The following is a 12,563-nucleotide window of genomic DNA, read 5'->3' as shown; positions in this document are numbered from 1 at the left end:
GATCAGTGCTGCTCAGCGAAATATTGCTCAATCACCTTGAGCGTTTTCCGGTAGTGACGCTCCAATAGGCCTGCGGCCTCATCACCATTTCCGGCCATTGCGGCTTCAGCGATCGCCTTGTGCTCATCATCATAATCGGTGCGGGGCTTATGCGATGAAGCGGCAACTGCGCGATAGCGGTCCGACTGTTCCCGCAGGTCATCGCAGATCGCCATAATTTTGTCTGAGCCACAGCAGGACACCAGCGCCCGGTGGAACCGGTGGTGGTAGACCTCCCACTTATCATTCCGGACTTTGCGCGCGTCATCCAAGAATCGCGGCGTGCGGGTTAGTCGATGCAGGCTTACGACAATCTCGTCGCGCCACTCTTCTGTGCCATTGGCGATGGACCGGCGAAGCGCCTCAACCTCGAGAATACACCGGGCCTCGAGCAGATCACGCCATACTTCCAAAGATACCTGGCTGACCGAGAAGCCTTTGTGATCCTGCAAATCAACTAAGCCTTCTGCAACAAGGCGATTGAGCGCTTCTCGAACAGGGTTGATCGCAGTCGAAAAGCGCTGGCGAAGCACTTCAATGCGCAAACGACTGCCGGGCGGCAATGAGCCCTGCAATATTTCTTGACGTAACTCCAAGGCGATTTGGCTCGCGGCCGTCAGCTTGGTCGGCTCATCAGGTTTGTCTTCGTTCATGGCGTCCCCCAGACCGATCTGTTCTAGCGCAGGTTGACAAAGTCGCAAAATGGAATTCTATTCGAATTTATAAGAATAATCCATTATCTTGTTTGGAGGAGAAGTCGTGGATCATTTCAAGGGTTGGATCGCTGCATCGGCTATCGCAATTATGAGCAGCCAAGCAGCATTTGCCGGTGACATTACCGTTGCGGTCCCTAATCCATCGGCCGTTTTGCTCCTGCCAATTATTGCAGCGCAGGGCGAAGGCTATTTTGAAGCCGAAGGCGTCAACGTCACCATCGAAGCCCTGAACGGCTCGGGTGCCGTTATTCAGGCTCTGGCCGCTGGTCAGGCACAGATCGGCAATCCGGGTGCAGGCCCGCTGCTGCAGGCGCGTTCGCGTGGCGTAGAAATCACCAATATTTATCGCCTCAACCCACTCAGCTCGTTCTCGATCGTGGTCAAAGAAGGTTCGGAAATCACGTCGGCTGATCAGCTGAAGGGGAAAGTCATCGGTATCGGTACTGCAGATGGTTCGGAATCGGCGTTCGCCCGCTCGATCCTGACCGAAGCCGGCCTTGAAGAAGGTAAGGACTTCACCTTCCTCGTGGTTGGTGATGGTGGCCAGGCTACGGCCGGTTTCCTGCGCGGCGATATTGATGCCTATGCGGCAGCGACCAACGACGCCGCAATTCTGAACGCCCGCGGCGTCAAGCTGACCAACATCACACCGGACAAGTTCAAGACCTTCTTCGGCAACGCGCTCGCAGCCATGCAGCCGTATCTGGATGAGAACAAGTCGGACGTTGAAGCCTTCGGCCGCGCTCTGGTCAAGGGTGCAAAGTGGGCTGCTGATCCGGCAAACCGCGAAGCTCTGATCCAGCACATTGGCGCTGAAAACCCGCAGGAAGTTGAGGACAAAGAGTTCGCGAATGCGCTGATCGACCAGATCATCATTCGTCAGACCCCGTTCGATGCTTCGCTCGGTTATGGCTATCAGGACCTCGACGCCTGGAAGGCTTGGGAAGAAAGCCTTGTGGCTTCCGGCGAACTGGAAAAGCCACTGGATGACCTCAGCGTCGTCTACACCAATGACTTCATCGACACTTGGAACGGCAAATGACGCAGTCCCCTTCTGTGGGTCTGGAAACAACAAACGCAGGAGCTTCGGCTCCTGCGGTCTATCAGGTCCGCAACCTCCAAAAGGCCTTCGCTCGACAGGCCGTTACCGCGCTTGAAAATGTGAGCTTTGACCTGCCGCGTGGCAGTTTCACCTCGGTGATCGGCGCGTCGGGTTGCGGCAAATCTACTTTGCTCAAGATCATGGCTGGTCTGGTTTCGCCAACGGCGGGCTCAGTGATGCTGGCTGGCTCACCCGTTTTGGGCACGCGCCCGGACATCGGGATGATGTTCCAGCAGGCGGTGCTACTGCCGTGGATGACCACGATCGAGAACATTCTTCAGCCCATTGAAATCCGTCACGGAAAAGCGGCTGCGCGCGCGCAGCGGAGCAATGCCGAAGCGCTGATGGAGCTGGTTGGTCTGCAGGGATTTGAAAACGCCTATCCCAAAGAGCTTTCGGGCGGGATGCAGCAACGCGCTTCGATCTGCAGAATGCTGATCACCGAGCCACAAATCCTGCTGCTCGACGAGCCGTTCTCGGCGCTCGACGAATTGGTGCGTGACCACATGAACATGGAGTTGCAGCGCATCTGCATGGCGCGCAATGCCACGACATTCCTGATCACCCACTCGATCCCCGAAGCCGTTCTGCTGTCGGACAAGGTTTTTGTCATGGGCGCACGCCCCGGTCGGATCATGGAAGAAGTGATCATCGACCTGCCGCGTCCGCGTACGCTGGAGATGATGCTTGATCCTCATTTCGGCGAACTCGTTGCTTACATCCGCAACCGACTAGATATGGGTGTGAACCATGGCAAGTAATATCAAGGTCCTCCCGCCGCTGGTTGATACAACTGAGTTTCCCTCGACCGTTTGGACCGAAAAAGTATCGCCCATCGACCGCCTGCCCCGCTCTGTCGCCATTCTCGGCTTGGGCGCGATTATCTTTGCGCTCTGGCATCTCGTGACCATGTCGGGCCTGATCAACACTGTCATCCTGCCCACGCCGTTTCAGGTGTGGAACCAGATCATCACCGTCGGGCTCAATTTGGCGACGGGTGGCTATATGCTGGCCGCGCTGTGGATCACCACTCAGGAAGTGCTGATCGGATTTTTGCTCGCCGCAATCATCGGTATCGGGCTCGGCACGCTGGTTGGTGAAACCAAGTTCGGCGAACGCGCGGTGATGCCGTATCTGGTTGCCATCGACACCATGCCCAAGATTGCCTTTGCGCCGCTGTTTGTCGCCTGGCTCGGTTTTGGCCTCGAAAGCAAGATTGCTCTGGCAACCTTCGTATCGGTGTTTCCAATCATCGTCGGCACGGCCTCGGGCCTGCAATCTGCGGACGAGAACGCTCACATGCTGTTCCGCACCATGGGCGCTAACCGCCTTCAGACGCTCATCCGCATGAAGTTCCCCTTTGGTCTGCCGCAGATTTTTACGGGTCTGAAGATTGGCGCCCTATCGGTTATGGCCGGCGCAATCACCGCGGAATTCCTCGGTGGCGGCAAGGGTTTTGGCGAACTGATCCGTGTGGCTGCATCGCAGCTTGATACGGCACGCGTCTTTGCCCTGATCATCTATCTCAGCCTCGTCGGGCTATCGATGTACGCCATCGTCATGTTCACCGAGAAGCGCGTTGTCTTCTGGCAGAACCGTCGCGGAAACGACTGATAAATAAGGTTTTCTATGTCTAATCGTCTCTTTGCTGACCCGTCTTTCCCGGCAGTTCCAGTTGTCGGAACCGACGATCTCTATCCGGTTCACCGTATCTTTTGCGTGGGTCGCAACTATGCTGACCACGCCAAGGAAATGGGTGTTGAGGTCGATCGCGAGACCCCATTTTATTTCCTCAAGAACCCACTGGCTTTGACGGCCAATGGCTCGTCGATCCCTTATCCGCCGGGCACCGAAAACTACCACTACGAAATGGAATTCGTCGTGGTCATCGGCAAGCCGCTGTTTAAGGCGTCCATCGATGAGGTCAGTGATGCGGTGTTCGGCTACGCCTGTGGCCTCGACATGACCCGCCGCGACCTCCAGCTCGTCGCACGCGCCAAGGGTCGTCCGTGGGATTTCGGCAAGGATTTTGAACAGTCTGCTGTTTTAACCGCGATCACCCCAGCGGCAGAATTTGGTGCGATTGGCGAGCAGTCGATCTGGCTCAAGGTGGACGGCGAAACCCGCCAGGACGCAAAGCTCTCTGATCTGGTCTGGTCGGTTCCAGAGCTGCTCTCGCACCTTTCGCACTACTATCACCTGCAGCCCGGCGACGTGATCTACACGGGCACCCCTGCCGGTGTTGGCGCTATCGTTGCCGGTCAGAGCATCGAAGGTGGCGTTGAAGGCCTTGAGCCCATCAGCCTGAACATTCTCGCCGCTGAATAACGCAAACCGCTCGCGGGCCGACCGGCTCGCACGGCACCACAAGGTTTTTAGCCTCGCCCAACGGCGGGGCTATTTTTATGGCGCGGGCGCTTTTCCACGCTGCGTGATGTTTGTGCGTCAGAAGGTCTCGGCGCGGGGCGCTGTCGGCCGAAAACATGAACTACTCCATCATGTTATCAACAATCATTTCAAAACCAATGGCTTAAATCGTCCAGACCGGGGCTTGGACTCGGCGGCGAATGGCAATAGAGCACGCAAATCTGAGTTCCTAAATCAGGTTTGTATTATGCGTCTCCCCTTCGCACGCTCCCTTACGCTCGCAACTGCCATCGCTTTGATCTCCACCCCGGCTTTCGCCGACCGTAGCTTTACCGATCAGATGGGTCGTGAAGTTGTTGTCGCTGATAAGATTGAGCGCTCGGTCGTGCTCTTCCATCAGGCGCTCGATGTGGTTGCACAGTTGGATGCGACAGCGCAGGTGGCGGGCGTTCTGGTTGATTGGGACAAGCGCCTGAGCCCCGGCTTCCGCAAGATCACGCCCGAGTTCATCGACATCGCCAAGCCGGGCGAACTGCGCGCAGTGAACATGGAAAGCCTGCTGGAGCTGGACCCAGATCTGGTGATCATCCCGCACTTTATGGATGCGGCCGTAATCAAGCAACTTGAAGACGCCAATATCCCAACCATCGCGCTCGCCTTCGCGGACCTGCCGGAAAGCCAATATGGCAAGACCGACCCAGAGCTGGAAGACGAGAAGGCCGCCTACACCGCTGGTGTGACCGGGGCTGTGGAACTGCTCGGTGAGATTTACGGCAAGGAAGACCAGGCCGAAAAGCTCGTAGCGGCGATGGCAAAGGGTCGTGCGATTGCGGATGAACGCACCGCAGGCATCCCTGAAGAAGACCGCACCCGCGTCTATCTCGCCTCGTCCGAAACCAGCACCCGTGGCGCGGGCAAGTATACGGGCCTGATCATTGAACAGGCGGGTGGCTTTAACGTCGCTGGCGAACTGCACGGCAATGCGACCGTGACACTTGAGCAGGTTCTGGCGTGGAACCCGGAAGTGATTATCGTCGAAGAGCGTTCGGTGGAAGCCTATGAGGCGATCACCACCAAGGCCGAATGGGCGGAAATCGACGCGGTCAAGAACGGCAAGGTTTACCTGCTGCCAGAATTCGTTCGTCCGAATGGCCATCCAGCGCCGGAAAGCCTTGGCCTTGGCGAAGCTTATCTCGGCTCGCTGTTCTATCCAGAACTCTACGCCGATCTCGACCTAGAAGCGATGGTTCAGGACTATTACCAGACCTTCTACCGCATCGGTTACGCGCGTGACTAATCGCGACAGCCTTGTGCGCCGGACTTTGTCCGGCGCCGCCTTGCCAATCACCTGCGTTTGCATGATTGCGGCGAGCCTTTTCGCCATGAATGCAGGCCGCTACGGCATTGATCCTGTTACTGTTATCAAAGTGATCCTGTCGCGTTTCATCGACATTCCCGTCGATTGGAATGCGCGCGTTGAAACGGTCATTTTCAATATCCGTCTGCCGCGCATTGGCGTGGCCTTGCTGGTTGGCGCGTGTCTGGCGTCGAGCGGCGTGAGCTTCCAAGGCGTCTTCCGCAATCCGCTGGTCAGTCCCTTCTTGCTCGGCGTTTCCGCCGGTGCCGGTTTTGGTGCGGCTGTCGCGATTTTGCAGGGCGGCGGCACGCTCACCATTCAGCTTTATGCCTTTGCCTTTGGCGGTCTGGCAGTGATAGCGGCTGTGCTTCTGGCGCGGCTTTATAAGAATTCCAACACACTGGTGTTGATCCTCTCCGGCACGATTACGAGCTCGGTTTTCACCGCCCTCCTCGGCCTTCTGAAATACACGGCGGATACCGAGAACAAGCTGCCGGTGATCGAATATTGGCTGCTCGGCTCGCTCTCCGCGGCTGGCACGGATGCGTTCATCAATATCGCTGTGGTGGCGATCCCGGCGATGGTGCTGGTCTATCTGCTGCGCTGGCGACTGAACCTGCTCACCTCTGGCGATGAACAGGCGCAGCTGCTTGGCGTGAACGTCAAGCGCGAGCGCATTTTGCACATCACGCTTGGCACCCTGCTCTGTGCGGCCGCAGTTTCGACCTGCGGGATCGTCGGTTGGGTTGGGCTGGTGGCCCCGCATCTGGCGCGCATGATTGTCGGCCCCGACCACGTCAAACTCATTCCGATGTCCATGGCCCTTGGCGCGACGTTCTTGCTGATCGTCGACACGCTCGCCCGCACCCTCGTCATGGCGGAAATTCCGCTAGGCATCGTCACCGCCCTCGTCGGCGCGCCGTTCTTTGCCGTCCTGCTTGCACGTAGCGGAAAGGGTTGGTCATGACCGCCCTTGGCCTCAGCAAAGTCGCCACCGGCTATGGCAAGAACGTGCTGGTCCGCGACCTCAATTGCGAACTCGCAAAAGGCGACGTTCTCAATATTCTCGGGCCCAATGGCGTTGGCAAAACGACGCTGCTGCGTGCGATCACCGGGCTCTCCAACCCCATCAGCGGCACCGTGACACTTCTCGGCAAGCCGCTGAAAGACATGAGCATTCGCGATCGCGCCAAAGCCATTGCCTTGGTTTCGCAGAGCGAGAACATGACCTTTGCGCTGACTGTGCGCGAAACCGTTCTTACCGGGCGCGCACCGCATCTGGGGCTGTTTGAACGTCCGGGCAAGAAGGACGAGGAAATAGCCTCGGCGGTGCTCGAGGTGATGGGTGTTGCCGACCTCGCCGATCGTGAACTGCCCTCGCTCTCGGGCGGTCAACGCCAGATGGTGCGCATTGCCCGGGCGCTGGCGCAACAATCGCAGGTCGTGGTGCTCGACGAGCCGACGTCTCATCTCGATATTGCCAATCAGATGCAGGTGATCGCGGCAATCCAGCGCCTGCGCGAGCGTGGCAATACCGTCATCGTCACCACCCATGATCCAGAGCATGCCTTAGTCTGCGGCGGGCAAGTCTTGGTGCTGTCCAAAACACGCGGACCGGTTTTCGGCCCGGTGGGTACGACCCTCACCGAGCAGTTGCTTGAAGACACGTTCTCAGTGCCGGTTTCGAAATCCGTCACTGCCGATGGCGACGTTCTGATCGCGCCTAAATACACTCAAATTCTACGAGAGCTTTCACAATGACCAAAGCGCCAGTGGTCCTCCTGCACAATGGAGACGGAGGCGTTGCCTCCAGCTTTGAGCCAAGCGTTGGGGCCGGTGATCTGCGCTGGCTACGCCAGTCCGATGTTACAGCGGATGATCTCGCCGACGCCAAAGGTCTGATCCTGCCGCTCGCGGTTGATCAGATTGCCCTTATGGAAATCAAGCCTGCGCTAGAAGCGCTGCTGGATCGTGGCGGCCGCATCGCCATCATGTGCCACATGCTGCGCCCCTTCATCGATGGTCCGGGAATTTTCGTGCCGATGGAAAAGCCGAAGCGTCCAGACTTCAATCTCTTCCGCCTGCGCGAGCACGCCATCTTTGCTGACGTGCCCACGGAAGCGCTTGAGTCCAATAAGGGCGTGGTGGGCTTTTATGGGCGCGGCCACAATCCCATGCCGGAAGGGGCAGAAGCCATTCAGGTTTTTGGGGAACGACAGGTTCCGGTCGACTGGATTTGGGAGCGTCCAAAGGGGGGCGTGGTGTTTAACCACTCCGGCAATGACCTTTGGGTTGTGGGCAACCAGCCCGATGCGCGCAAGGCAATGGCACCCAAGCTCGTGGCTTGGTGTAAGGGAGAGATGTAATGGGCGTTGCGTTTGTAAACTCTGGCGCATGCTTCCAGCTCGAATGCCTCGAAGGCCCGCGCTTTCGCGAGTATTTTGACCTGGCGTTGCGCCCAGAAGAGCTCTCCGCCGCAGCGCTTGAAGGGCATGATGTGCTCATCATTCCGTGCCACACGCCGGTGCATCGCATCTTGGCCAAGCAGCAGGTTCTACTCGATTTTCTGGAGCGTGGCGGGACGCTGTTCGCCAGTGGCCGCAGCAAGAATGAGCAGTGGCTGCCGAATGTCAGCTTTGACCCCTGCCCGACCAATTTTTGGTGGTGGCTGACGCCGGGTGAAACGCTCGGGACAGAAATCGCCAAGCCTGAGCATAGCCTCTTCCAATACATCGACCACAAGGCGATCACCTGGCATCTGCACGGCTTCTATAATGTGCCGGAAGGCGCTGAAGTGTTGGCGACTGGGCCTGACAATCGGCCGATCCTTTACATCGACGATGTGACGACCAAGGGGCGCATGATCATCACGAGCCTTGATCCATTCTCGCATCACGGCCGCCACTTCATGCCGTCGGCCACACGATTCTTGGATGGTCTGCTTCCCTGGCTGCGGACGAAAGACGCGATCCGTCCCCGCTAAGGCCTAAACCACCCCGATTGAGCGGCGCATTCTGCGCTGACCCGAGTCAGTTTGGGCGCTGTGACATTCCTGTGATGTCGTAGCGCCCAAGTTTCTTTGGGTTTACGTCTTCACCAAAAAAGCCATGCGCACCAAAGAGGTGGCGCGAAAAACGCCCAGAAACACGCCCCGACCCCCGACGAAAATACTTTCTTGTCAGTAGAAAGAAAGTGTGAAAGATATTTCCGATCTGTGGGGGAATTGGGCTGTGAAAAGCACGTCCGGGAAATTGCTGACTATGCTGCGCGATGGCGGTGCACAGTCACGTGCTGATCTGGCAAGGGGTATCGGTGTTTCCGCATCGGTGCTGACCAAGCTGGCGGCCGCATCCATTTCCCGCGGTCTGGTTTTAGAAGCCGACACGACAGCGCCTAGCCCAATGGGCCGTCCCCCATCCCTGCTCGCGTTCAACCCCAGTGGCGCTTACGTCATTGGCGCCAATATTGGCTATGGACGCATTAGCGTTGCTTTGGTGGACTCTGCCCTGACCGTGCAGCAGACAGCCAGCGCCAACTTCGATCAGACGAAGACGACAGTCGACGACATGATTGATTTGGTGAGCAAAATTTCCAATAGGCTCATCGAAGACAGCCAGCTGCCGCGCACCAGAATAGCCGGTGTTGGCGTGGGCGTTCCCGGTAAGGTCGACGCGGCCAAGCGCTCAAATCTTTATTCGAAACTAGAACGCTCTGGGCAAGCGGTGCCCTTCGCGGACCGCATCGAACAGAGACTGGCTTTGCCCGTCGTGCTCGAACACAACGCCTCGGCCATTGCCCTGGCGGAAGCCATCTATGGCGCTGGGGCGGGCAATGCTTCGGTTTTGCATATCTATATGCGGTCCGGTCTTGGCGCGGGCCTTGTGCATTTCCGTAATGGCGAAGCCAATTCGCCCGGCCCAATCGAAATCGGCCACGTGGTGGTCGAGCCTCACGGCCTGAGCTGTGTGTGTGGCACGCGTGGTTGTCTCGAAGCCCGCTTCTCTGAACCGGCACTGTTGTCAGCTCTACAACTCGATCACGTTCCCGAAGAGGGATTGATCGCGGCTGCACGCGCCAATGCTGAGGTTTGGGCCCTGCCCTACGAGCAATTCGTACAGACCCTTGCCACATCCATCACCCTGCTTGGCCCCGATCTGATTTTGCTCGGTGGTCATTTGGGCGAGGCACCACAAGAATTCATCGATCAGCTCAAATCTGATCTCACCCCACGTCTGATGCGCCAGTTTGAAGGCGTTCGGATCGAACGTGCTCACTTAGTGCCCGATGCTGGCGCCCTTGGGGCTGCCTGTGTCGCGCTCGAGAAATATGTCTTTGAAGGATAGTTCAATGGGAGATACCGAAGCTGCGCCTCCAGCGCGTAAATCAGGCTTCACCGTGGACAGATCAGCTGTGATGCTGACCACGCTGTCTATCTCTGGTGGTCTGGCTCTCTGGTGGATTGCTACGTCGCTGACCACCACCCCTTTGCCCGGCCCCGTAGAAGTACTCGAACGGTTCATTCGCTCGTTTAGCTCTGGCCAGTGGTGGGTGGACGTGCGCGCGTCGCTGACACGCGTTCTCACCGGCTTTGCCCTTGGCGTACTCCTTGCGATCCCAGTCGGGTTCTTGATGGGGTGGTACAAGGTTGCGCGTGGTCTGATCGATCCTTGGATCCAGTTCTTCCGCGTGATCCCACCACTGGCGATCATTCCGCTCGCTATCGTGACCATGGGCATCGACGAAACCCCAAAGATCTTCGTGATCTTCCTGGCCTCGTTCCTGTCGTCGGTTGTTGCCGCGTATCAGGGCGTGATCAGCGTCGATAAGACCTTTATCAACGCGGCCCGCGTTCTGGGTGCGTCGGACTGGGTCATCTTCACACGCGTGGTTATCCCAGCATCGACACCGTTCATTCTGGTTGGTTTCCGTATTGGCCTCGGCTCCGCTTGGGCAACCGTTGTGGCCGCAGAACTGATTGCAGCGCAGGCGGGCCTCGGCTTCCGCATGCAGCAGGGCCAGCTCTACTACGATCTGCCGGTCATCTTCGTATCGCTGATTTCTATCGGCGTATTGGGCCTGATCATGGATCGCGTCGTCAGCTTCACCGAGCGCAAGCTGACCGTCTGGCAGGAAAGAATCTAAGCATGTCGAACACGCAAGACGTCAAAATCCGTTTTGAGAATGTTGGCCGTGAATTTGGCACCGATAAGGGCAATTTCACCGCGCTGCAGAATCTCAATCTCGATGTTTACGATGGCGAGTTCATCACCGTTGTAGGGCCTTCCGGTTGCGGCAAGTCCACAGCCATGAACATTGTGGCCGGCCTGCTCGATGTCACGAGCGGCCAGTGCCTCGTTGACGGTGAACCCGTCAACGGTCCGGGCCCCGACCGTGGTGTGATCTTCCAGCAATACGCGCTGTTCCCATGGCTGACCGTTCGCGAGAACGTTGAGTTTGGCCTCAAGCTCAAGGGCATCGACAAGGCAGAGCGCCGTCGCATTGCGGACCACTATATCGGTCTCGTGGGCCTCAGCGACTTCGCCGATGCGCTGCCCAAGATGCTCTCGGGCGGCATGAAGCAGCGCTGCGCGATTGCTCGTGCCTATGCGGTGAACCCAAAGGTTCTGCTGATGGATGAGCCTTTCGGCGCGCTCGATGCGCTGACCCGCGTCCGTATGCAGGATCAGTTGCTCGACACCTGGTCTAAAGAACGCCGCACGGTGATGTTTATTACCCACGACGTTGACGAGGCTGTCTATCTCGCCAATCGCGTAATCGTCATGGCCGCCCGCCCGGGCCGCCTGCAGGAGGTCATCAATGTTGATCTCCCCTACCCGCGCAATGACGAACTGCGTCTGTCGCCAGAATTTGCGGAAATCCGCAATAAGGTTTGGCACGCTGTTTACTCGCAGCCAAGCCATTCATAAGAAAACTCAAGGGAGAGTGATGATATGAAAAAGCGTAGCTTTATCAAGTTGATGGCAGGGATTGCCCTGACCAGCGTTTGCCTCGTGCCCGTTTCGGCGCAGGACCTGACCCCAATCCGCATGGGCTATATCGCTGACTACTTCGGCAGCAGTGTTGCAGCAATTGCGACCAAGCAGGACCTGTGGACCAAGCATGGTCTTAAGGCTGATCTGAGCGTCTTCACCAACGGCCCGATCCAGGTTCAGGCTCTTGGCGCCGGTTCGCTTGACTTTGCTTACATCGGACCAGGCGCTCTGTGGCTTCCTGCTTCCGGTCAGGCCAAGGTTATCGCGATCAACGCGCTCGGCTCGACCGACCGCGTTATTGCCCAGCCAGGCATTGAGTCGATGGAAGACCTTCGCGGCAAGCGCGTTGCTATTCCTGAAGGCACTTCGGGCGACATGCTGATGCGCCTCGCGCTTGAAGAAGCAGGCATGACCCTTGCTGACATCGAGCCGATCATGATGGACCCAAGCACCATCGTGACCGCATTTGCTTCCGGTCAGGTCGATGCAGCGGGCATCTGGTACCCATTCGTTGACATCATCCGTCAGCGTATTCCAGAGCTGAAGGAACTGTCGTCTAACGCCGACTTCTTCCCGGCTGTGGCTTTCCCAAGCTCGTTCATCGTCTCCAACACCATGGCTGAAGACGGCGACACCATTCGCAAGGTCAATGCGGTAATCAAGGAAGCCATCGACTTCCGCCGTGACAACCTCGACGAGTCCGTCACCATCACCGCCGATTTCCTTGGCGTTCCAGTTGAGCCATTGCAGGCAGAAGCTTCGCTTGCGACCCAGCCAAACTCGGAAGAGCTGGTTGGCCTGACCATCAATGGTTCGGTCAATTCCTGGCTCGACACCATGGCGCAGCTCTATGTGACCTTCGGCAAGGTTGAGAGCGTTCAGCCAGCGTCTGAATTCTACCTCGGCGATTTCTACGCCAAGTAAGCCCATCGGCTGAAATCCACACGGTCTTCGCTGCCTTCATCGGCAGCGGAGACCCAGACTGTCTC

General features: G+C 57.8%; 14 protein-coding genes. 13 read left to right on the top strand and 1 reads right to left on the bottom strand.

Going from position 1 to position 12,563, the window contains the following annotated elements:
• Window positions 1-2: 2 nt before the first annotated feature.
• A complete protein-coding gene (locus tag HKD40_RS13345) occupies window positions 3-692 on the bottom strand; it encodes a GntR family transcriptional regulator (RefSeq protein ID WP_169196273.1) in 690 nt (229 codons plus the stop codon).
• 106 nt (window positions 693-798) lie between these two features.
• On the opposite strand from HKD40_RS13345, the gene HKD40_RS13340 reads away from it, so the two are divergent.
• From HKD40_RS13340 to HKD40_RS13280, 13 genes are all read left to right on the top strand, one after another.
• Window positions 799-1,797 (top strand): ABC transporter substrate-binding protein, encoded by a 999-nt coding sequence (locus tag HKD40_RS13340; protein ID WP_210257111.1) that lies wholly within the window; start codon window positions 799-801, stop codon window positions 1,795-1,797.
• Entirely contained in the window at window positions 1,794-2,618 is an 825-nt protein-coding gene (locus HKD40_RS13335; protein WP_169196272.1) for an ABC transporter ATP-binding protein, read from the top strand. Before HKD40_RS13340 ends, HKD40_RS13335 begins: the two co-directional genes overlap by 4 nt.
• A complete protein-coding gene (locus tag HKD40_RS13330; RefSeq protein ID WP_169196271.1) occupies window positions 2,608-3,471 on the top strand; it encodes an ABC transporter permease in 864 nt (287 codons plus the stop codon). The genes HKD40_RS13335 and HKD40_RS13330 overlap by 11 nt, the downstream gene beginning before the upstream one ends.
• Before the next feature lie 15 nt (window positions 3,472-3,486).
• Window positions 3,487-4,185, top strand: a complete 699-nt coding sequence (locus HKD40_RS13325; RefSeq protein ID WP_169196270.1) for a fumarylacetoacetate hydrolase family protein — start codon at window positions 3,487-3,489, stop codon at window positions 4,183-4,185.
• A 286-nt stretch (window positions 4,186-4,471) separates the two neighbouring features.
• A complete protein-coding gene (locus HKD40_RS13320) occupies window positions 4,472-5,521 on the top strand; it encodes an ABC transporter substrate-binding protein (RefSeq protein WP_169196269.1) in 1,050 nt (349 codons plus the stop codon).
• Window positions 5,514-6,548 (top strand): iron ABC transporter permease, encoded by a 1,035-nt coding sequence (locus HKD40_RS13315; protein WP_169196268.1) that lies wholly within the window; start codon window positions 5,514-5,516, stop codon window positions 6,546-6,548. The genes HKD40_RS13320 and HKD40_RS13315 overlap by 8 nt, the downstream gene beginning before the upstream one ends.
• Window positions 6,545-7,342, top strand: a complete 798-nt coding sequence (locus HKD40_RS13310) for an ABC transporter ATP-binding protein (RefSeq protein ID WP_169196267.1) — start codon at window positions 6,545-6,547, stop codon at window positions 7,340-7,342. The genes HKD40_RS13315 and HKD40_RS13310 overlap by 4 nt, the downstream gene beginning before the upstream one ends.
• Complete coding sequence (locus tag HKD40_RS13305; protein ID WP_169196266.1) at window positions 7,339-7,947, top strand: hypothetical protein; 609 nt, start codon at window positions 7,339-7,341, stop codon at window positions 7,945-7,947. The genes HKD40_RS13310 and HKD40_RS13305 overlap by 4 nt, the downstream gene beginning before the upstream one ends.
• Window positions 7,947-8,564 carry a hypothetical protein gene (locus HKD40_RS13300; RefSeq protein ID WP_169196265.1) on the top strand — a complete coding sequence of 206 codons (618 nt, stop codon included), beginning with the start codon at window positions 7,947-7,949 and terminating at the stop codon, window positions 8,562-8,564. Before HKD40_RS13305 ends, HKD40_RS13300 begins: the two co-directional genes overlap by 1 nt.
• Window positions 8,565-8,811: 247 nt before the next feature.
• A complete protein-coding gene (locus HKD40_RS13295; RefSeq protein WP_169196264.1) occupies window positions 8,812-9,924 on the top strand; it encodes an ROK family protein in 1,113 nt (370 codons plus the stop codon).
• Window positions 9,925-9,994: 70 nt separating this feature from the next.
• Window positions 9,995-10,723, top strand: a complete 729-nt coding sequence (locus HKD40_RS13290) for an ABC transporter permease (RefSeq protein WP_182395948.1) — start codon at window positions 9,995-9,997, stop codon at window positions 10,721-10,723.
• A gap of 2 nt (window positions 10,724-10,725) precedes the next feature.
• Window positions 10,726-11,508 (top strand): ABC transporter ATP-binding protein, encoded by a 783-nt coding sequence (locus HKD40_RS13285; RefSeq protein WP_169196262.1) that lies wholly within the window; start codon window positions 10,726-10,728, stop codon window positions 11,506-11,508.
• Window positions 11,509-11,532: 24 nt separating this feature from the next.
• Window positions 11,533-12,498, top strand: a complete 966-nt coding sequence (locus HKD40_RS13280; RefSeq protein WP_169196261.1) for an aliphatic sulfonate ABC transporter substrate-binding protein — start codon at window positions 11,533-11,535, stop codon at window positions 12,496-12,498.
• Window positions 12,499-12,563: the final 65 nt, after the last annotated feature.

The sequence above is a fragment of the Devosia sp. MC1541 genome (genome assembly GCF_012847305.1).
Classification (GTDB): domain Bacteria; phylum Pseudomonadota; class Alphaproteobacteria; order Rhizobiales; family Devosiaceae; genus Devosia.
This window is presented reverse-complemented; position numbering and strand designations above follow the sequence as displayed.

Excerpts from the sequence above, each read along its gene's own strand:
- HKD40_RS13345 (WP_169196273.1), bottom strand. The coding sequence starts at position 692 with ATGAACGAAGACAAACCTGATGAGCCGACCAAGCTGACGGCCGCGAGC.
- HKD40_RS13335 (WP_169196272.1), top strand. The coding sequence starts at position 1,794 with ATGACGCAGTCCCCTTCTGTGGGTCTGGAAACAACAAACGCAGGAGCT.
- HKD40_RS13330 (WP_169196271.1), top strand. The coding sequence starts at position 2,608 with ATGGCAAGTAATATCAAGGTCCTCCCGCCGCTGGTTGATACAACTGAG.
- HKD40_RS13325 (WP_169196270.1), top strand. The coding sequence starts at position 3,487 with ATGTCTAATCGTCTCTTTGCTGACCCGTCTTTCCCGGCAGTTCCAGTT.
- HKD40_RS13320 (WP_169196269.1), top strand. The coding sequence starts at position 4,472 with ATGCGTCTCCCCTTCGCACGCTCCCTTACGCTCGCAACTGCCATCGCT.
- HKD40_RS13310 (WP_169196267.1), top strand. The coding sequence starts at position 6,545 with ATGACCGCCCTTGGCCTCAGCAAAGTCGCCACCGGCTATGGCAAGAAC.
- HKD40_RS13305 (WP_169196266.1), top strand. The coding sequence starts at position 7,339 with ATGACCAAAGCGCCAGTGGTCCTCCTGCACAATGGAGACGGAGGCGTT.
- HKD40_RS13300 (WP_169196265.1), top strand. The coding sequence starts at position 7,947 with ATGGGCGTTGCGTTTGTAAACTCTGGCGCATGCTTCCAGCTCGAATGC.
- HKD40_RS13290 (WP_182395948.1), top strand. The coding sequence starts at position 9,995 with ATGCTGACCACGCTGTCTATCTCTGGTGGTCTGGCTCTCTGGTGGATT.
- HKD40_RS13285 (WP_169196262.1), top strand. The coding sequence starts at position 10,726 with ATGTCGAACACGCAAGACGTCAAAATCCGTTTTGAGAATGTTGGCCGT.
- HKD40_RS13280 (WP_169196261.1), top strand. The coding sequence starts at position 11,533 with ATGAAAAAGCGTAGCTTTATCAAGTTGATGGCAGGGATTGCCCTGACC.